General features: G+C 67.4%; 14 protein-coding genes. 10 read left to right on the top strand and 4 right to left on the bottom strand.

All coding sequences use genetic code 11. The annotated features are described in order from the left end of the window. Positions 1–122: 122 nt before the first annotated feature. The 4 genes from F0U60_RS38320 to F0U60_RS38305 all read left to right on the top strand — a co-directional run bounded on the left by F0U60_RS38320 (position 123) and on the right by F0U60_RS38305 (position 7,353). Positions 123–3,431 carry an SNF2-related protein gene (locus tag F0U60_RS38320; RefSeq protein WP_395807092.1) on the top strand — a complete coding sequence of 1,103 codons (3,309 nt, stop codon included), beginning with the start codon at positions 123–125 and terminating at the stop codon, positions 3,429–3,431. A gap of 148 nt (positions 3,432–3,579) precedes the next feature. Continuing rightward, positions 3,580–5,319 carry a DNA repair protein RecN gene (gene recN, locus F0U60_RS38315; RefSeq protein WP_395825637.1) on the top strand — a complete coding sequence of 580 codons (1,740 nt, stop codon included), beginning with the start codon at positions 3,580–3,582 and terminating at the stop codon, positions 5,317–5,319. Positions 5,320–5,412: 93 nt separating this feature from the next. Further along, positions 5,413–6,174 (top strand): Stp1/IreP family PP2C-type Ser/Thr phosphatase, encoded by a 762-nt coding sequence (locus tag F0U60_RS38310; RefSeq protein WP_395807090.1) that lies wholly within the window; start codon positions 5,413–5,415, stop codon positions 6,172–6,174. A 285-nt stretch (positions 6,175–6,459) separates the two neighbouring features. Next, positions 6,460–7,353 carry a M23 family metallopeptidase gene (locus F0U60_RS38305; RefSeq protein ID WP_395825634.1) on the top strand — a complete coding sequence of 298 codons (894 nt, stop codon included), beginning with the start codon at positions 6,460–6,462 and terminating at the stop codon, positions 7,351–7,353. A 59-nt stretch (positions 7,354–7,412) separates the two neighbouring features. Here F0U60_RS38305 and F0U60_RS38300 read toward each other — a convergent pair whose 3' ends face one another. Further along, positions 7,413–8,102, bottom strand: a complete 690-nt coding sequence (locus tag F0U60_RS38300; RefSeq protein WP_395807088.1) for a diguanylate cyclase domain-containing protein — start codon at positions 8,100–8,102, stop codon at positions 7,413–7,415. Between the two features lie 113 nt (positions 8,103–8,215). Next, the gene (rlmM, locus tag F0U60_RS38295) at positions 8,216–9,238 is read right to left on the bottom strand and encodes a 23S rRNA (cytidine(2498)-2'-O)-methyltransferase RlmM (protein WP_395825631.1); all 1,023 of its coding nucleotides are present in this window, start codon (positions 9,236–9,238) and stop codon (positions 8,216–8,218) included. Positions 9,239–9,552: 314 nt separating this feature from the next. Between rlmM and secA the strand changes: the two genes are divergently transcribed. The 6 genes from secA (at position 9,553) to F0U60_RS38265 (ending at position 16,874) form a co-directional block, all read left to right on the top strand. After that, entirely contained in the window at positions 9,553–12,399 is a 2,847-nt protein-coding gene (secA, locus tag F0U60_RS38290; RefSeq protein WP_395807086.1) for a preprotein translocase subunit SecA, read from the top strand. Positions 12,400–12,655: 256 nt separating this feature from the next. Then, a complete protein-coding gene (gene rpsB, locus F0U60_RS38285) occupies positions 12,656–13,624 on the top strand; it encodes a 30S ribosomal protein S2 (RefSeq protein WP_395807084.1) in 969 nt (322 codons plus the stop codon). 149 nt (positions 13,625–13,773) lie between these two features. Then, positions 13,774–14,427 (top strand): translation elongation factor Ts, encoded by a 654-nt coding sequence (tsf, locus tag F0U60_RS38280; protein WP_395807082.1) that lies wholly within the window; start codon positions 13,774–13,776, stop codon positions 14,425–14,427. A 165-nt stretch (positions 14,428–14,592) separates the two neighbouring features. Then, positions 14,593–15,345, top strand: coding sequence for a UMP kinase (pyrH, locus tag F0U60_RS38275; protein ID WP_395807080.1), 753 nt, complete (start codon positions 14,593–14,595; stop codon positions 15,343–15,345). Between the two features lie 34 nt (positions 15,346–15,379). Further along, entirely contained in the window at positions 15,380–15,934 is a 555-nt protein-coding gene (frr, locus tag F0U60_RS38270) for a ribosome recycling factor (protein WP_203406598.1), read from the top strand. A 1-nt stretch (position 15,935) separates the two neighbouring features. Further along, positions 15,936–16,874, top strand: coding sequence for a diguanylate cyclase (locus F0U60_RS38265; protein WP_395807077.1), 939 nt, complete (start codon positions 15,936–15,938; stop codon positions 16,872–16,874). 77 nt (positions 16,875–16,951) lie between these two features. Here F0U60_RS38265 and cyaY read toward each other — a convergent pair whose 3' ends face one another. Then, entirely contained in the window at positions 16,952–17,284 is a 333-nt protein-coding gene (gene cyaY / locus F0U60_RS38260; protein ID WP_395807075.1) for an iron donor protein CyaY, read from the bottom strand. Next, entirely contained in the window at positions 17,284–17,796 is a 513-nt protein-coding gene (locus F0U60_RS38255; RefSeq protein WP_395807073.1) for a SixA phosphatase family protein, read from the bottom strand. Before F0U60_RS38255 ends, cyaY begins: the two co-directional genes overlap by 1 nt. Positions 17,797–17,879 lie beyond the last annotated feature (83 nt).

Here is a 17,879-nt window from a genome sequence, read left to right as displayed (position 1 = left end):
GGTGGAAGACCGAGCGACCATCGCTCGGCCACCGCCCTTCATTTTTCCCGCGACGGAGCCTGCCCCGTCTGTGGTAATCGAATGGATTCCCCTCGTACCGGGGGGATGGGACTTGAGAGAACGTGCCCTCCACCGCCGACACCCGAGAAGCTCCTTTCCCGCTTGATGGCCAGTGGCTCCGCGCCCTCAAGGCGGAGGTTCAGCCCACCACCTTCAAGAAGGGCCGCGAGGTCGCGGAGACGCGCCGCGTCTTTGGCCTCCAACGGGAAGGCAACCGCATCCGCGCCCAGGTGGCTGGCTCCTCCTCGCCCGAGGAGCGTTACGAGGTCGCCCTTGAGGTGGGCGATGGCAAGGCCACCTCCAAGTGCACCTGCCCGTCCTGGAACGTCTACGGCCCGCACTGCAAGCACGTGGTGGCTGCAGCGCTCGTCTTCGCTGCTCGCCTGCGTGCTTCGATGATCGCCTCGAGCGCGACCGCCGCTGCCGCCGCGTCCGCTGCCGCCGCGCCCACCGCTGCTGTCTCCCCTGCGCAGGAGGCCGCCGAGTCCTCGCCAGAGGGTGAGGCGGATGCTGACTCCGAGGCGCCTGTCCCCACGGCGGAGGACTCGCCTTTGATGGACGCGGTGAGCCTTCCCGCGCTTGCCAAGGTGGAGAGCTGGCTGGGCCTCTCCGCCCTGCCGGACTACGAGTTCCTCTACCGGCTCACTCCCTCCAACACGGGCCCTGGTGGCCGCCACTGGCTGGTGGACGTGCGCCGCCAGGACGCCCAGATGAAGGGGCCGGTGCATGTGAAGCGCATGCTCCAGGCCGGCACCCGCATCGCCCCGGCGGACGAGCGCATCTTCATTGTGCTCGCTCGGCACGAGCAGCGGTACGACTCGCGCGTCGTCCTCTCGGACGAGGACCTGTGCGAGCTGTTCGACTTCCTGCGCCAGCGCCGTGTGATCTACCGCGGCACCGCGCTCCTCTTCTCGGAGCAGCCGGTGCGGCCGCAGATCCACCTCGAGTCCCGTCCGGATGGAGCGACCGCTCGCATCGAGCTGCTCATGCCGGACGAGACGAGCGTGTCCCTCAAGGACGTCATCCTGCTGGCGGGCATGCGCACGTGGATCATCTCTGGGCAGTCGCTCTACCCGGTGGAGCCGGACCTGCCGCCGCGCCTGGTGCGCAAGTGGATGCTAGAGCCCACCATGGCGTTCCCGGTGGGGCAGTTGGACCGCGTGCTCACGTTCTTCGCTGCCCACCTGCCGCGCTTCCGCATGGCGCTCAAGGCGGACGACATCGACGTGGATGAGTCCGTGGAGCCGCGCTTCCTTCTTACGCTCGAGGGCTCCGCTGAGCGCGTGAAGGTGCAGCTCGCCGCGCGCTACGGGCAGACGACTGTCCCCGTCTCTCCCAACGCCGCGCACCTGGGTTACGCCAGTGGCGTGGGCTCAGAGGGTCGCAAGCTGTACCGGCGTCGCGAGGAGCTCGAGCGCGCCGCGGGCAAGCGCCTGCAGGAGCTGGGGCTGCGCTATGACGGCCATACCCACGCCTATGAGGGCAGTGGGGATGGAGCCATCGAGTTCTGGGCGCGCGGCCTCGCGTCACTGCCCGAGGACTGGGAGCGCTACGGCGTGCAGGCCCCCAAGGTGCGCCTGCGGCCCAAGCTGCGTCCGCGCATCCGCGTGGGGATGAGCGGGGTGAGCTGGTTCGACCTGGATGCCGAGTTCATCACCGATGATCAGGCGGTGGACCTGGGCGCCGTGCGCATGTGGCTCGACTCGGGCCGGCGCTTCGTGCCCCTGAAGGACGGCACCTATGCCGAGGCGGACATCGCGGAGCTCAAGCGTGCTGCGGACCTCTTGGAGGAGGCCGGTGCCATGCCCGGCCGCACCCGCACGCGCCTTCCGCTGCATCAGGCCGTTGCCCTGGATCTGCTCGTCGAGCTCGGCGAGTACACCGAGGTGGAGACCAAGGCGCGCAAGGCGATGACGGAGCTGCGCGACACCAACGGCGTGCCCAAGGTGGCGCTGCCCGATGGTCTCAACGCCACGCTCCGCCACTACCAGGAGGCGGGTCTCTCCTGGCTGTGGTTCCTCCATCGGCACGGGCTGTCCGGCATCCTCGCGGACGACATGGGTCTCGGAAAGACGATCCAGTCCCTGAGCCTCTTGCAGAAGGTGGCCAACGAGGAGGGCCGCAAGCCGTCGCTCGTGGTGGCGCCCACCAGCGTGCTCGCCAACTGGGAGCGCGAGGCCGAGCGCTTCACCCCAAGCCTCAAGACCGTTGTCTGGCACGGACAGGATCGCAAGGAGCGCGTTGAGGATCTCAAGGGTGCGGACCTTGTGCTCACCTCCTACGCGCTGGTGCGGCGCGACCTGGAAGCGCTCAGCCAAGTGGGCTTCCGCTACATCATTCTCGACGAGGCGCAGAACATCAAGAACGCGGACAGCGCCACGGCGCAGGCCTGCAAGTCGCTGCCGAGCGACACGCGCCTTGCGCTCACGGGTACGCCGCTGGAGAACCGGCTCAGCGAGTTGTGGAGCCTCTTCGACTTCCTGATGCCGGGGTTCCTCGGCAGCGCGGAGGGGTTCAGCGATCGCTTCGAGCAGCCCATTCAGGTGGCCAACGACGGTGCGGTGCGCGACCGCCTGCGCCGCCGCATCCAGCCCTTCATCTTGCGCCGTCTGAAGACGGAGGTGGCCAAGGATCTGCCGCCCAAGACGGAGAGCGTGGCCTGGTGCGAGATGGAGCCCGGTCAGGCGGCGCTCTACCGCGAGGTGCTCGAGGAGAGCCGCCGCAAGGTGAACGAGTCCATCGAGAAGATGGGCTTCAAGCGCAGCCGCGTCTCCATCCTCGCGGCCCTCATGCGCCTGCGCCAGGTGTGCTGCGATCCGCGCCTGCTCAAGATGCCGCCCGGCACGCTGCTGCCTGGCAGCGCGAAGCTGGAGCGCTTCGGTCAGCTCGTGGACGACCTCGTCGCCGAGGGCCACCGCGCGCTCGTCTTCAGCCAGTTCACCGAGATGCTGGAGCTGCTCAAGGGCGAGGCGGAGCGTCGGGGCCTGAGCTACCTCTACCTGGACGGCCGGACGAAGGACCGCATGGGCAAGGTGGACGAGTTCAACCGTGCCGACGGGCCGCCGCTCTTCTTCATCAGCCTCAAGGCGGGTGGCACCGGCCTCAACCTCACCGCGGCCGACTACGTCATCCACTACGATCCTTGGTGGAACCCCGCCGTGGAGGATCAGGCCACGGACCGTACCCACCGCATCGGCCAGACGCGCGCGGTCATCAGCTACAAGCTCATTACCCGCGGCACTGTGGAGGAAAAGATTCTCAGTCTCCAGAAGCGTAAGAAGGATCTGGCCGCGGGAGTGCTCAGCGCGGATGCAGACTTCGGCAAGCTCCTGACCGAACAGGATCTCGTCGACCTCTTCCAAGGCGAGTGACCCAGGAGGACTACACGAGAGTCCGACTGCTCACATCACCCTCCGTGCATGCAAGCTGCCGCACGAGCCACGGGCCGGAACGCTTGTGCAGTGTCAGAGCCCACTGCTAGGTTGTTCAGGTACGGTCCGAATGGCGAAGGAGGGCACCGTGCTGCTGGGCTTGCGCATTTCGAATGTGGCGGTGATTGAGGAGGTGGAGGTGACGTTCGGGGCCGGCCTGACCGTGCTCACGGGCGAAACGGGGGCGGGCAAGTCCATCCTGGTGGATGCGCTCGGGCTGCTGCTGGGCGGCCGGGCGGATGCGGACGCCATCCGCGCGGGCTGCGATGAGGCTTCGGTGGAGGGCGTCTTCGAGCGCACCCCGGTGCTGGCCGCGCGCATGGAGGAGCTGGGGGTGCCGGACCTCGGTGAGGAGGTGCTGGTGCGCCGGGTGGTGGGCCGCAATGGCCGGGCCAAGGCCTACATCAATGGCTCCATGGTGACGGTGGGCGTGCTCGCCCGGTTCATGCGTGGCGCGGTGGACATTGCCGGCCAGCACGAGCACGTGAGCCTCTTCGACGCCGGGCTGCACCGGGTGCTGTTGGATCGGTACGGGCGGTTGGAGGAGCAGCTCGCCGCCTATGGGCGGGACTACGCCGCTGTGGCGGAGGTGGTGGCGCGCATGGAGGCGCTGGGCGGGGACGAGTCCCGTCTGCGTGAGCGTGCCGAGTTCCTCCGTTTCCAACTGGAGGAGATCACCCGCCTGGACCCGGAGCCGGGCGAGGACGTGCGGCTGGATGCCGAGCGGCGCCGGCTGGCCGGGTCGGAGAAGCTCAAGCGTCAGGGGGCTGAGGCGGAGCTGCTGCTCGGCGGTGAGGAGTCGAGCGCGGTGGAGACGGTGGGCCGCGCGCTGGGGCTGGTGAACGAGGCGACCAAGTGTGATGCCTCGCTGGCTCCCGTCGCTGAGGCGCTGGGCTCGGCCCTGTCGGAGCTGGAGGAGGCGCAGCGCCGACTCAACCGGTACGTGGAGGGTCTGGAGTCTGACCCGGCTCGGTTGGGTGAGGTGGAGGATCGCCTGGATGCCCTCAAGCGGTTGTGCCGCAAGCACGCCACCAACCTGGAGGGCGTGCTGCAGAAGCGCGACGCGCTGGAGACGGAGCTGTCCACGCTGGACAACCGGCAGGAAGTGCTGGAGCAGCTCGCCCGTGAGCGCAAGGCGGTCGAGGAGCGCGCGCGTCGCAGTGGCGAGGCTCTCTCGCGGGCGCGCATCGCGTGTGCCGGCACTTTTGGAGTCCAGGTGCGTGAGGGCCTGGGGCAGTTGGCGCTGGGCAAGGCGGCCTTTGAGGTGCGCGTGACGCCTGGCACCCAGCTCAAGGCCGAGGGTCTGGACGAGGTGGAGTTCTTCTTCAGCGCCAACCCGGGTGAGCCGTCCCGGCCGCTGGCCAGGGTGGCTTCGGGCGGTGAGGCCTCGCGCCTCCTGTTGGCCCTCAAGCGTGCGCTGGCGGACAGTGATGGCTGTGGCTGCTACATCCTGGACGAGGCGGACTCCGGGGTCAGCGGCGCCATTGCCGACGTGGTGGGTCGGATGATCAAGGACGTCAGCAGCCACCGGCAGGTGTTGTGCATCACCCACCTGCCGCAGGTGGCGGCCTACGCGGACGCCCACCTGCTCATCCGCAAGGGACTTAAGGGTGAGCGCACCGTCTCCGAGGTTGTGCCCCTGGAGGCGGGCTCCGAGCGGACTCAGGAGCTGGCGCGCATGATGTCCGGAGTAGAGGTGACGCGCGAGGCGCTGGGGGCAGCCGAGGCCCTGGTCCGTTCGGCCCACCGGGCGTCCGGACCCCCCCGGGCCAGGCGGGAGCCGACTCCGGATGGCGGGTCCCGGAGTCGACTGCGCCGCACCGCGTAGGCGGGTACGTGCAACGCCTCCTTGCTCCGATAAGGTCCCTCACATAGCATCCACGCCGTGTCTAGAACCGCAGGGCAGACCGCGGCTCCCCGCATGAAGGTCGTCTCGGCCGGCCTCACGGATGTGGGGCGTAAGCGCAACCACAACGAAGACAGTTTCCTGATCGACGACGAGCTGCAGCTCTACGTCGTCGCGGATGGCATGGGTGGCCATGCTGGGGGCGGTACTGCCTCCCGCATCGCCGTCGAGACCATCGACAAGGAGCTGAGACGGGCCCGGGACAGCCGGGACAACCCGTTCGTCACCAGTCCCAACCTGCAGGACGCGCTCCTGCCGGATGCCTTGCGCTCGGCGGTGGAGAAGGCCTGTCTGGCCATCTTCACCACTGCGCAGGAGGATCCGCGCCTGTCGGGCATGGGCACCACCGTCATCTCGCTCGTCGTGCGCGACAACCACGCGTTCTTCGCGCACGTGGGTGACAGCCGCGCCTACCTCGTCCGGGGTGCCCTCATCCAGCAGATCTCCGAGGACCACTCGCTGGTCAACGAGCAGATCAAGGCCGGGATGATCACCCCCGAGGAGGCCAAGCACTCCCGCTACAAGAACATCATCACGCGCTCCGTGGGCTTCGAAGAGGAAGTCCAGGTGGACGTGATGGGTGTGGTGGCGGAGGCAGGAGACGTCTTCCTGCTGTGCTCGGATGGTCTCGCCAACATGGTGGAGGACCGGGAGATCCACGAGGTGGTGCAGGCCACCTCCAATCTCGCGGACATCCCCAAGCGTCTCATTGACCTGGCGAACGAGCGTGGTGGCGACGACAACATCTCGGTCATCGTGGTGCAGATGACGGCCTGAATCGGTCGCCCGGATTGGGCGACTGGAATTGTTCCACCAGGATGAACGTGGAGCCTCGGGTGTCGTGTGTCCCAACTTGACACCCTCAGAAGTCGGGTGATAGCTGCCCAAACGATTCCCGTGACTTGAGAGTCACGGTAGTCGACGGAGAGCTGGGCTGCAGGGCGTGGGGGAGATGAAACGCGCTCGGGGACGACCTAACCTCTCGCCCCGGGTTCGCACGCCGAAGCGCAGAGGCGCACAAGGGAGCTGGAATTGGCGAAGGCGAAAAAGTCCTACACCCTGATGTTGATCGCGGACCATAACTCCCCGGTCAGGCGGTTCAACGTCTCAAGGTCGCTCATCCTTCAGGTGGGCGGCGGGGTGTTGTTGATGGCGGGTCTGGCCCTGGGGGCCACCTTCCACTATTTCCAGGTGGCCCGGGACGCGGCGGAGAATCGCATTCTCCGTGAGGAGAACCTGACGCTGCGGGGCCAGTTGAAGACGGTGCGCGAGCGCATCGAGCACATCGGCTCCACGTTGGACCGGGTGGAGCGTTTCGATCAGAAGCTGCGCTCCATCACGCTGCTGTCGGATCCGCAGCGCAACCTGGCCATGGGCCCGGTGGAGCAGGCGCCCGGTGTGGGGGCGCCCGCCACGGAGACGCAGTTCACCGAGCTGACCAGCATGGAGTCTCCGAAGGCGCTGGTGGGGAAGTTGGATCGGCTGAGCGCCGAGGCCACCCGCCAGGAGCAGAGCCTTCAGGAGATGCAGGCCTACTTCCAGGACCAGAAGTCGCTGCTGGCCTCGACCCCGTCCATCTGGCCGACGCGCGGTTGGGTGACGAGTGACTTCGGTCAGCGGTTGGATCCCTACACGGCGGAGCGGGTGACGCACGCGGGTATGGACATCGCGGCCCCGCACGGCAAGGAGGTCAACGCGCCGTCGGATGGCACGGTGGTGTTCGCGGGTCTCGAGGGCGGTTACGGCAACGTGATCGTCATCGACCATGGCTACGGCATCAAGACGCGCTTCGGCCACCTGTCGAAGATCCTGGTGAAGGCGGGCGATCGCGTGAAGCGCGGCGTGCCGATTGCGGCCGTGGGCAACACCGGCCGCTCCACCGGTCCGCACCTGCACTACGAGGTGCGCGTCAACGGCATCCCGCAGAACCCGCGCAAGTTCATCCTCGAGGAGTAGAGGAGCGCTCCTGCGAGAGCATGGGGGGAGGGTCGACGGCCCTCGCCCCTTTTGCGTTTTCAGGGCTCGGAGCGAACGGGCACGAAGCCGCCGAGCTGCAGCCGTCGGCGCTGCAGGCCCCCGGCGGTGCCCATCCGCTCCAGGGTATAGGCGCGCTCGAGCTCGCCCCAGACGAGTGGTCCCAGCACCTGCCAGTGGGTGGGTTGCTCGATGGTGAGCTCTAGCAGTGCGACAGTGAAGTCCGGAGGCTCGGCGCCCTCGGGCAGGGTGGCGCGTGCGTCCGTGATGAGCCGGGAGCGGGCGGACGCACGCAACTCCTCCGTCACCGAGAGCCCCGAGGTGGGTACCAGCAGCGCGGCGAAGTTGTCCCCCTGCAGTCGGACCACCTTCGCCCCGGGGAACTGGTCCTGCAGGGACTTCACCACGCTGCGCAGCATCGCGTCCCCCGCGGGGAAGCCGTGGCGCGCGTTGTGGTGGATCATCGCCTTCACGTCCGCGATGAGCGCGCCCACCGTCCAGCCCGAGTGGTGCGCGTGCGTGGAGAGGTCGAACTCCTCCTTGAGCAGCGTCCCCTGCGTGAGGGCGAGTGGGTTGAGCGCGCCCGTCGCGTCCGGCACGCCTCGGCGCGCGTGCTCCTCGTCGAGCAGTCGCTGAAGCGCGACCTTTACGGGCTCGGGCGAGCGCTGCACGAGTCGCGGGTAGAGGGTCACCAGCGCGGTGGCCATGGCTTCGTCGATGGCGTAGGGCATGGCCGCTCTTTAGCGCGAGCGGCGGAGCCGCGCAGGGGGTCCGTGAGGGCGGGCGGGTAGACCCTCACCCTGGCCCTCTCCCAGGGGGAGAGGGGATTCACTCCGAGGGCAGGTTACAGGCCCCGGTGCGCGGTGACGGTGACTTCGTCCCGGTCATGGTAGAGCTGACGCATGGTCAGCCCCTGCCAGCCTCCGTCCTGCGTGAGGATGTGACGCACCCGCACGAGGATGGGGTTCTTGTCCTTTATGGGGAGCTTGATGTTGGCCACCAGGTGGGTGGCCCAGCCGCGCCGGCCCCACTTGGCCAGGAGCTGCGCCACCTCGAGCGGACGCCAGGCCATGTCACAGAAGAGCCAATCGGCCGGCTCCTCCGGCGCGTAGGAAAAGGCGCTCTCCTGCACGTGCTCCACGCGCGGTTGCCTGGCGAGCTCCGGCATCAGCTTCGCCGGGTCCACGGCAATCACCCGCGCCCCGCGCGCCACCAGCCGCTGTGTCCAACCGCCCGGTGCGGCGCCGAGGTCCACGCACACTTCGCCTCGGCCCGGCTCGAAGGGCAGGCTGACCAGCGCCTCCTCCAGCTTCATTGCCGCGCGTGAGGGGGAGTCGCCCGAGCGCCGCATCCGCTGGCGTCCGCCCGGAGCGAGCGACAGCGCCTCCCTGGCGGGCACCGAGCCCACCATCACCACCCCGGGGGCGACGCACAGCTCCACGAGCGTCGCGCTTGCTTCTCGGGCGCGCCAGGTCTCCTCCAGCAGCCTGTCGGCAGGCAGGCGGGCACGTACGGCTTCCAGCAAGGCATCCGCCTCGTCCGCCAGTCGGTTGCCTGCCGGGCTGTCTGGGAGGAAGGCCTGTAAGACGAGCGAGCCGGCCGGGGCGGCCTCGGCCGTCCGGGCGGCGATGGCCTCGGCCAGCTGCTCGGGCGTCTGATCGGTAGGGAACGAGGCCAGCACGCGAATGCCGGTGCGGGCGAAGACGGGGGGCTCTGTCGGGCGCTTCTCGCTCTCCACGAGCACCTCGCCGAGCATTCGGGGGGATGCTCCCGCCCACGCCAGCTCTTCGAACAGGTGCGGCTCGAAGCCGGCGCGGCAGGTCCACAGCCACCGCCCGGGTTGTGCGGGGAGGGTGTCCTCCGGAATGGGCGGGGGTTTCACCCGCGGCGGAATGGAAGGAAACGGTGTAGGCGATGGCTTCGCACTCCGAGAAGAGGTAGTGCCCTTCTGCGGACGGGGAGCAGGACGCCTGACTGGACGATGGGCTTCTTTTCGACGAGAGGGCATTGCGTGGCCTCGGTTCCGCTTTACTCTGTCCTGCCGCTCGCGCGGCGGCCAACCAAGTGGAATGACTCGGGGGAAACCCGTGGTTTCCTTCCTACATCCCACCTACAATCCAGGGATTTCCCTTCACTCGCCGCGCTCCTTCGAGGATTCTCCGGCGAGAGAGTCAGAATCGCATGATCGAATGGACGCTGAAGAAGATCATCGGGACGAAGAATGAGCGCGAGCTCAGGAAAGCGCTCCCGAAGGTAGCCCGCATCAATGAGCTTGAGAGCAAGATGCGGGCGCTCAAGGATGAGGATTTTGCCGCCGCCACCGCTCGGATGAAGCAGGAGGTGCAGAACGGCCGCCCGCTGGACGACCTGCTGTTCGACGCGTTCGCGCTGGTCCGTGAGGCCGCTCGCCGGGTGATCGGCCAGCGGCACTATGACGTGCAGATGATTGGCGGCATGTTCCTCCACCAGGGCTGCATCGCGGAGATGCGCACCGGTGAGGGCAAGACGCTCACCGCCACGCTGCCCTCGTACCTCAACGCCCTGTCCAGCCGCGGTGTGCACGTGGTGACGGTGAACGACTACCTGGCTCGGCGCGACTCCGAGTGGATGGGTCGTGTGCACCGCTTCCTGGGCATGACCACCGGCTGCATCCTCCACGAGCTGAATGACCGGCAGCGTCAGGAGGCCTACCGGGCGGACATCACCTACGGGCAGAACAACGAGTTCGGCTTCGACTACCTGCGCGACAACATGAAGTTCCGTCTGCAGGACTACGTCCAGCGTGAGCTCAACTACGCCATCGTCGACGAGGTGGACTCCATCCTCATCGACGAGGCCCGTACCCCCCTCATCATCTCCGGTCCTACCGAGGACACCACCGACAAGTACTACATTGTCGACAAGGTGATCCCCGGACTCGTTCCGGACCAGGACTACATCCTGGACGAGAAGCACAAATCGGTTTCCCTCACGGACTCCGGCATCGAGAAGATTCAGCAGCGCCTCAAGATCGGCAACCTCTACGATCCCAGCGAGATCGAAACCCTCCACCACGTGGAGCAGGCGCTGCGCGCCCACACGCTCTACAAGCGTGACCGCGACTACGTGGTGCGTGACGGCGAGGTGATGATCGTCGACGAGTTCACGGGCCGCCTCATGGCCGGTCGCCGTTGGTCGGATGGCCTCCACCAGGCCGTCGAGGCCAAGGAAGGCGTGAAGATCGAGAACGAGAACCAGACGCTGGCCACCATCTCGTTCCAGAACTACTTCCGCATGTACTCCAAGCTCTCGGGCATGACCGGCACCGCCGACACCGAGGCCGAGGAGTTCGCGAAGATCTACAACCTCGAGGTCCGGGTGGTGCCCACCAACCGGCCGATGATCCGCAAGGACCAGGACGACGTCGTCTACAAGACGGAGCGCGAGAAGTTCGAGGCGGTAGCCAAGGACATCGTCGAGTTGCACAAGAAGGGCCAGCCGGTGCTGGTGGGTACGGTGTCCATCGCCAAGAGCGAGGTGGTGGCCAACTTCCTCAAGAAGCAGGGCATCCCCCACAACGTGCTCAACGCCAAGCAGCACGAGCGCGAGGCGGACATCGTCGCGCAGGCGGGTCGCAAGGGCGCCGTCACCATTTCCACCAACATGGCCGGCCGCGGTACGGACATCCTCCTGGGCGGTAACGCCGAGGTGATGGCCAAGGCCGAGGTGGGCCCCGAGCCCGTGCCGCCGCCGCCCAGCGCGGATGGTCAGCCGGTGGACATGACCGCGTACCAGCAGGCGCTCGAGGAGCACAAGAAGCGCTTCGAGGCGGCGCTGGCGAAGTTCAAGGAGCAGACGGCGAAGGAGCGCGAGGAGGTGGTGGCCGCCGGTGGCCTCTACATCATCGGCACCGAGCGCCACGAGTCGCGCCGCATCGACAACCAGCTGCGTGGCCGCGCGGGACGCCAGGGTGACCCGGGTGGTAGCCGCTTCTACCTGTCGCTCGAGGACGACCTGATGCGCATCTTCGGGTCCGAGCGCATCTCGGGCCTGATGGAGCGCCTGGGCATGGAGGAGGGCGAGGTCATCGAGCACGTGTGGCTCAGCCGCGCCATCGAGAGCGCCCAGCGGCGTGTCGAGGGTCACAACTTCGACATCCGCAAGAACCTGCTCGAGTACGACGACGTGATGAACCAGCAGCGTCGCACCATCTACAAGCTGCGCCGCAAGGTGCTGGCCGCTGGTGCTGGCATCCCGCTGGTGGAGTACGACGAGGACAAGAAGACCCGCGCCAAGATCCGCACCGAGCAGACCGTGTCCTGGGCGGACTACAAGGAGATGATCCTCGACGCGATTGAGGACGTCATCGTCTCGCTCACCGACACCTACTGCCCGTCGCGCAACCCCGCTTCCTGGGACCTGGAGGCGCTCAGCCGCGGCGTGAAGGAGACGCTCAACCTGGAGCTGTCCTTCCTCAAGGCCGGCTCGCGCGAGGAGATCCAGGAGGACATCTACAAGGCGGCCGAGAAGGTCATTCAGGCCCGCGAGGAGGAGTTCGGGGAGGAGTTCCTGCGCTTCCTCCAGGTGCGCTACCTGGTCACCATCGACACCCTCTGGAAGGACCACCTGCTGGCGATGGACCACCTGCGCCAGGGCATCGGCCTGCGCGGCTACGGCCAGAAGGACCCGAAGCAGGAGTACAAGAAGGAGGGCTACTCGGGCTTCATCCAGATGCTGGGCGCCATCAGCTCGCAGTTCGTCAGCCAGATGATGCGGGTGCAGGCGAAGGCGGCCTCCGCCGCCGCCGAGGAAGCGGCTCGGCTGGCCCGGCAGATGGCCCAGCGGCAGCGGCAGATGCAGGAAGGCCGCGCGGACGCCGAGGGCAAGCTGGCCGAGCCCGTCGCCGCTCGTCCTCCGGCTGCCGACACGCGTTCGGCCGCCGGTGCCGCCTCGGCCGGTGGTCCCAAGGTGGGCCGCAACGACCCGTGCCCCTGCGGCAGTGGCAAGAAGTACAAGAAGTGCCACGGCGCGGCCGAGGCCAGCGTCTAGCAGGCGTACCCGGTGGACCGGGCCCCGGTGAGCTCCCCCGGGTGCCCGGCATCCGTCCACCAACCCCCATCCGGCGACGCGAAGCTTGCGCCGCCGGCATGGGTTTTGTTAGAGAAGCGCGCCCGTCGCCGGCCCAGGTCGGTGACGGGTTTGTTGTTCCAGTCAACCCCACTACACACACGACCGTGCCGGTCCTCGGTGTCTCCCTCGGGGGGCAAGCGGCCGGAAATTCCGCGGGCGTGGAGGAAGAACCGAGATGGAAACGCAAGAGACGACTCAGCAGCAGGCCATGGCCGCCGCCAGCGGCATCACGATGCGGCAGCTCCTGGAGGCCGGTGTTCACTTCGGCCACCAGACGAAGCGCTGGAACCCGAAGATGAAGCCCTACATCTTCGGCGCCCGTAACGGCATCTACATCATCGACCTGCAGAAGACGGTCAACATGGCCCGCGCGGCCTTCCGCTTCGTGTCGGACATCACCGGCCGTGGCGGCTCGGTGCTCTTCGTCGGCACCAAGAAGCAGGCCCAGGACGTCATCCAGGAGGAGGCGCGCCGCGCCGGTCAGTTCTTCGTCACCAGCCGCTGGCTCGGTGGCACGCTGACCAACTTCAAGACGATCAAGCAGGGCATCGATCGCCTGAAGACCCTGGAGAAGATGGCCGAGGACGGCACCTTCGAGCGCCTCCCCAAGAAGGAGGTCGCGGCCCTCGAGCGTGAGCGCGAGAAGCTGGAGAAGAACCTGGGCGGCGTGAAGGAGATGACCAAGCTGCCCAAGTGCATCTTCGTCATCGACCCGAAGAAGGAGCACATCGCCGTGCACGAGGCCAACCGCCTCGGCATCCCCGTCATCGGCGTGGTGGACACCAACTGCGACCCGGACGGCATCGACTTCGTCATCCCGGGCAACGACGACGCCATCCGCTCCATCAAGCTCTTCACCTCGAAGATCGCCGAGTCCTGCATCGAGGGCGGGGCCCGTTACCGCGCCAGCGGGGCGGCCGAGCGTGACGAGGACGAGGCGCGCGAGGAGCGTGGCGAGCGCCGTGACCGCGACGACCGTGGCGACCGCCGCGGGCCGCGCCGCGGGGACCGGGGTGACCGCCGGGGTGGCGAGCGTGGTGGCGACCGCCGCGGGCCTCTCGTGGAGATGAAGGGCGCTGCTCCCGCCTCTGCCGCGGGTGAGGGCGGTGAGGGCGGTGAGGGCGGGGAGACCGCCGCCGAGTAATGCCGCCGCGCTCCCTCGGGAGTGCGTGAAGTCCAGCCGGGCGGCGCTTGGTCGCCGTCCGGCTTTTCGTTTTCAACCCCCGCAGTACCTTCAAACCTGAACGCCCCTTCCGGTGCCTGGCGCTGGGGGAGGGCCCCTGGGAGACGAACATGGCCGAGGTCAGCGCCACGATGGTGAAGGAGCTCCGCGAGAAGACCGGCGCGGGCATGATGGATTGCAAGAAGGCCCTCGCGGAGTCCGGTGGCGACTTCGCCAAGGCCGAGGAGTGGCTGCGCAAGAAGGGCATCGCCAAGGCCGGCAGCAAGGAAGGCCGCGTGGCCGCCGAGGGCGTGATCGGCACCTACATCCACGGTGGCCGCATCGGCGTCATCGTGGAGGTCAACTGCGAGACGGACTTCGTTGCCCGCAACACGGACTTCCAGGACCTGGTGAAGGACGTGGCCATGCAGATTGCCGCGGCCAGCCCCAAGTACGTCCGCCGCGAGGAGGTCCCCGCCGACCTGCTGGAGAAGGAGAAGGACATCCAGCGCGCGCTGCTCAAGCAGCAGGGCAAGCCCGAGGCCATGTGGGACAAGATCCTCGTGGGCAAGGTGGAGAAGTACTACGAGCAGGTGTGCCTCGTGGACCAGCTCTGGGTGAAGGACGACAAGAAGAAGGTCGGTGAGATGATCACCGAGCGTGCGGCGAAGATCGGCGAGAAGGTCGCCGTGCGCCGCTTCGTCCGCTACGAGGTGGGCGAGGGCATTGAGAAGAAGAAGGACGACCTGGCCGCCGAGGTGGCCAAGACGCTGGGCCAGGCCTAGCCGTCCCGCGCCCAGGCGCTTTCAGAGGGCCGCGCGTCCCGGAAATTCCGGGGGGGCGCGGCCCTTGCCGTTTGGGGGCATGGGTGACAGGAGAGGGGCCACTGGAGGACGGCGTAGGCACTCCGGCGTTGATCGCCGCCGGGTCGAGGGATAGAAGCGGGACCAATGTCCGCTCCAGCCACACCCCTACGGTACAAGCGCATCCTCCTCAAGCTGTCGGGCGAAGCCCTGATGGGAGAGGGGAAGTACGGCATTCATCCCCCTACGCTGACGCGTATCGCCTCGGAGTTGAAGGAAGTGGCGGATGCGGGCGTGGAGCTGGCCGTGGTTATCGGCGGCGGAAACATCTTCCGCGGCGTGGCCGGCTCCACCGAGGGGATGGACCGTGCGAGCGCCGACTACATGGGCATGCTCGCCACGTGCATCAACTCCATGGCGATGCAGGACGCGCTGGAGAAGCAGGGCTGCCACACCCGGGTACTCTCGGCCATCAAGATGGAGCAGATCGCCGAGCCCTACATCCGTCGGCGCGCGGTGCGCCACCTGGAGAAGGGCCGCATCGTCATCTTCGCGGCGGGCACCGGCAACCCGTACTTCACCACGGACACGGCTGCTTCTCTGCGCGCCATGGAAATCAACGCCGAGGTCATCCTCAAGGCGACCAAGGTGGACGGAATCTACAGCGCGGACCCGAAGAAGGACCCCGAGGCGCGCCGCTACCGGACGCTGACGTACATGGACGTCCTCAAGCAGAACCTGAACGTGATGGACTCCACGGCCATCTCGCTCTGCATGGACAACAAGCTGCCGATCATCGTCTTCGATCTCACCCAGCGCGGTAACATCCGCAAGGCCATTCTTGGCGATGCGGGAGAGATTGGAACGGTGGTGGGCGTGGGCGAGACGGCCTGGGCCTGAGAGAAGCACGGACGCTTCATAAGGAGACCTGCACATGGCAGACGTCGTGACCGAACTGAAGGGCCGTATCGACAAGACGCTCGACGACCTCCGCAAGGAGCTCACGAAGGTGCGGACCGGCCGGGCCAGCCCCAACCTCCTGGACGGCATCCGGGTGGACTACTACGGCACGCCCACGCCGCTGAGCGGGGTGGCCAACATCACCTCGCCCGAGCCCCGGCTGATCGTCATCAAGCCCTGGGAGCGGACCGTCCTGAAGGACATTGAGAAGGCCATCCGCGAGGCCAACCTCGGCATCAACCCGATGAACGACGGAGAGGTCATCCGCCTGCCCTTCCCCCCGCTCACCGAGGAGCGGCGCAAGGAGATCGCCAAGCAGGTGAAGACCAAGGGCGAGGACCACAAGGTCGCCATCCGCAACATCCGCCGCGACGCCAACGAGGCCATCAAGGCGCAGCTCAAGGACAAGAAGATCACCGAGGACGACTCCAAGCGCCTGACGGAAAAGGTGCAGAAGGAGACGGACGACGGCGTGAAGAAGGTCGACGAGATCATCTCCAAGAAGGAGAAGGAAGTGATGGAGGTCTGAGATGGCCTTCATCCTCGTCGCGGAGCCCTCCGCCTCGGTCGCCGGGGCGTTGCGTCGGTTCCTGGAGAGCGCCAGTCACGAAGTGACGTTGGCAACCGACGTGCGGGAAGCACTGGAGCGGGTGCGCGAGCTGGCGCCCGCGATGGTGCTGGCTTCCGTCACGGAGAGTTTCGACGGCGAGTGGCTCTGCCGGCAGGTGAAGGAGGAGGCTCCGGCCATTCCGGTGCTCCTGCTGTACCTGCCGGAAGAGGAGCAGCCGGAGGCGCGCTCGTCGGCCGCGGGTGCGGAGGCGTGCCTGGTCGGGCCGCTCAAGCGCGCCACCGTGGTGTCCTGCGTGAGCTTGATGATGCAGCTCTCGAAGGCCCGCGAGATGGTGTCGGTGGTGCGGACCGAGATGCAGTTGATGCAGCACCAGGGGCCACGCCGCGAGCCGACGTCCTCTGGCTCGGATCTCGAGTTCCTCAAGCGGCTGCTCTTCATGGAGGTGAAGCGCAGCCGTCGCTACCGCTATCCCATTGCCTACCTGTTGCTGGAGCCGGACCGGTACGCGGAGCACATCGCGCCACTGCCGGCCGCGCAGCGCACGTCCGCGCTGGCGGAGGTCCTCCGGCGGCTCACCGAGTCGCTGCGGGACATCGACGTGGCCGTGCCGTTCGCCGAAGGGCGCTTCATCGTCTTCCTGCCCTACACGCCCTTCGAGGGGGCGGTGGTGGTGGCAGAGCGGTTGAGGCAGCGGGTGAAGGAGGTGGAGTCGGTGCCGGGGCTCACGGCATCGATAGGGCTGGCCGTCTTCGAGCCGTCGGCGGCGAAGGGCCAGGCCCAGGTCAGCTTCGGCAGCCTCATGAAGGAGGCCGGAGACTCGCTCAGGCGGGCACAGGCGGCGGGTGGAGACCGCGTCGAAGGTGGCCGTCCGGTGCTCACGGAGTCCGTCTCGGAATGAGCTGGAGCCCCTCTCCCTCTCCCCCTGGGAGAGGGACGGGGTGAGGGTCTTGAGGAGCTTACTGCCGTCCCAGCGCTTCACGCCGGGTACGCGAGCTCCTCGCCGGAGATCTCCCGGACCACGTCTGCCACGAAGCGGAACAGCTCCAGCCCCTTGCCCTTGTCGTCCTTCCAGGAGCCACTGGCGGCGTCATAGGAGAAGTGGATGCCCTGCCCGCGGCCGGCGACCCAAATCTGCCGCACGGCCCGCTGGGTGTTGACGATGCACTTCTCGCGCGAGGCGGCGGTGAGGGTGACCATGTCACCCGTGCTCTCCGCCTCGAGCACGTCCGGGTCGAGCGCATCCGCGGCGGCCATGATGCGCTTGAACGCCGCGGAGATGAGCTGGTTGTAGGTGGTCTCGTCCATCATCACGGCTGGATGACGTCGAGCACCTGCTGACCGGGGGCAGCGAAGAAGAGCAGCTTCGCCGGAGCGGGCGCGGCGCCGGGCTCGGTGGAGTCCGGACGCTCGATGGCGATGACAGTGCCCGGGTTCACCTGCTTGGGGAAGGACTGCATCCCCAGGAGGTGAGCGGCCAGGGCGCCCATGGAGGGCTGGTGGCCAACGAGCACGATGTTCTCACCGGTGTGCTCGTCGATGACGGGCGCCACGGCTCCCACCGGCATGTCCGGCAGCAGGCAGCGATGCGCGCGCAGCGTCCCCTCATGCTTGAGGATGGTGGAGAGCATCTGCGCCGTCTGTACCGTGCGTACCAACGGGCTCGCGAGTACGAGCGAGACAGAACCGATACGCTCCGCCAGCGACGCGAAATGTGCGGCCGTGCTGGCTCGGGCCTTGGCAGTGAGCGCGCGCGCCTCGTCGCCGAGCCCCTCGGGGGCTTCCGCGTCCGCCTCGCCGTGCCTTACCAGGAAGATCCTCAAGGTGCCTCCACCTCTCTGAACGAACCGCGGTTCGTACACGACCGCGACCGGGTTGGTCAAAGGTAATACAGCGAATGTTGGCT

Source organism: Archangium minus, from assembly GCF_044360475.1.
In the GTDB taxonomy this organism is placed as follows: domain Bacteria; phylum Myxococcota; class Myxococcia; order Myxococcales; family Myxococcaceae; genus Archangium; species Archangium minus.
This window is presented reverse-complemented; position numbering and strand designations above follow the sequence as displayed.

Excerpts from the sequence above, each read along its gene's own strand:
- rpsB (WP_395807084.1), top strand. The coding sequence starts at position 12,656 with ATGGAAACGCAAGAGACGACTCAGCAGCAGGCCATGGCCGCCGCCAGC.
- cyaY (WP_395807075.1), bottom strand. The coding sequence starts at position 17,284 with ATGATGGACGAGACCACCTACAACCAGCTCATCTCCGCGGCGTTCAAG.
- secA (WP_395807086.1), top strand. The coding sequence starts at position 9,553 with ATGATCGAATGGACGCTGAAGAAGATCATCGGGACGAAGAATGAGCGC.
- pyrH (WP_395807080.1), top strand. The coding sequence starts at position 14,593 with ATGTCCGCTCCAGCCACACCCCTACGGTACAAGCGCATCCTCCTCAAG.
- tsf (WP_395807082.1), top strand. The coding sequence starts at position 13,774 with ATGGCCGAGGTCAGCGCCACGATGGTGAAGGAGCTCCGCGAGAAGACC.
- F0U60_RS38300 (WP_395807088.1), bottom strand. The coding sequence starts at position 8,102 with ATGCCCTACGCCATCGACGAAGCCATGGCCACCGCGCTGGTGACCCTC.
- F0U60_RS38305 (WP_395825634.1), top strand. The coding sequence starts at position 6,460 with ATGTTGATCGCGGACCATAACTCCCCGGTCAGGCGGTTCAACGTCTCA.
- F0U60_RS38265 (WP_395807077.1), top strand. The coding sequence starts at position 15,936 with ATGGCCTTCATCCTCGTCGCGGAGCCCTCCGCCTCGGTCGCCGGGGCG.
- F0U60_RS38310 (WP_395807090.1), top strand. The coding sequence starts at position 5,413 with ATGAAGGTCGTCTCGGCCGGCCTCACGGATGTGGGGCGTAAGCGCAAC.
- frr (WP_203406598.1), top strand. The coding sequence starts at position 15,380 with ATGGCAGACGTCGTGACCGAACTGAAGGGCCGTATCGACAAGACGCTC.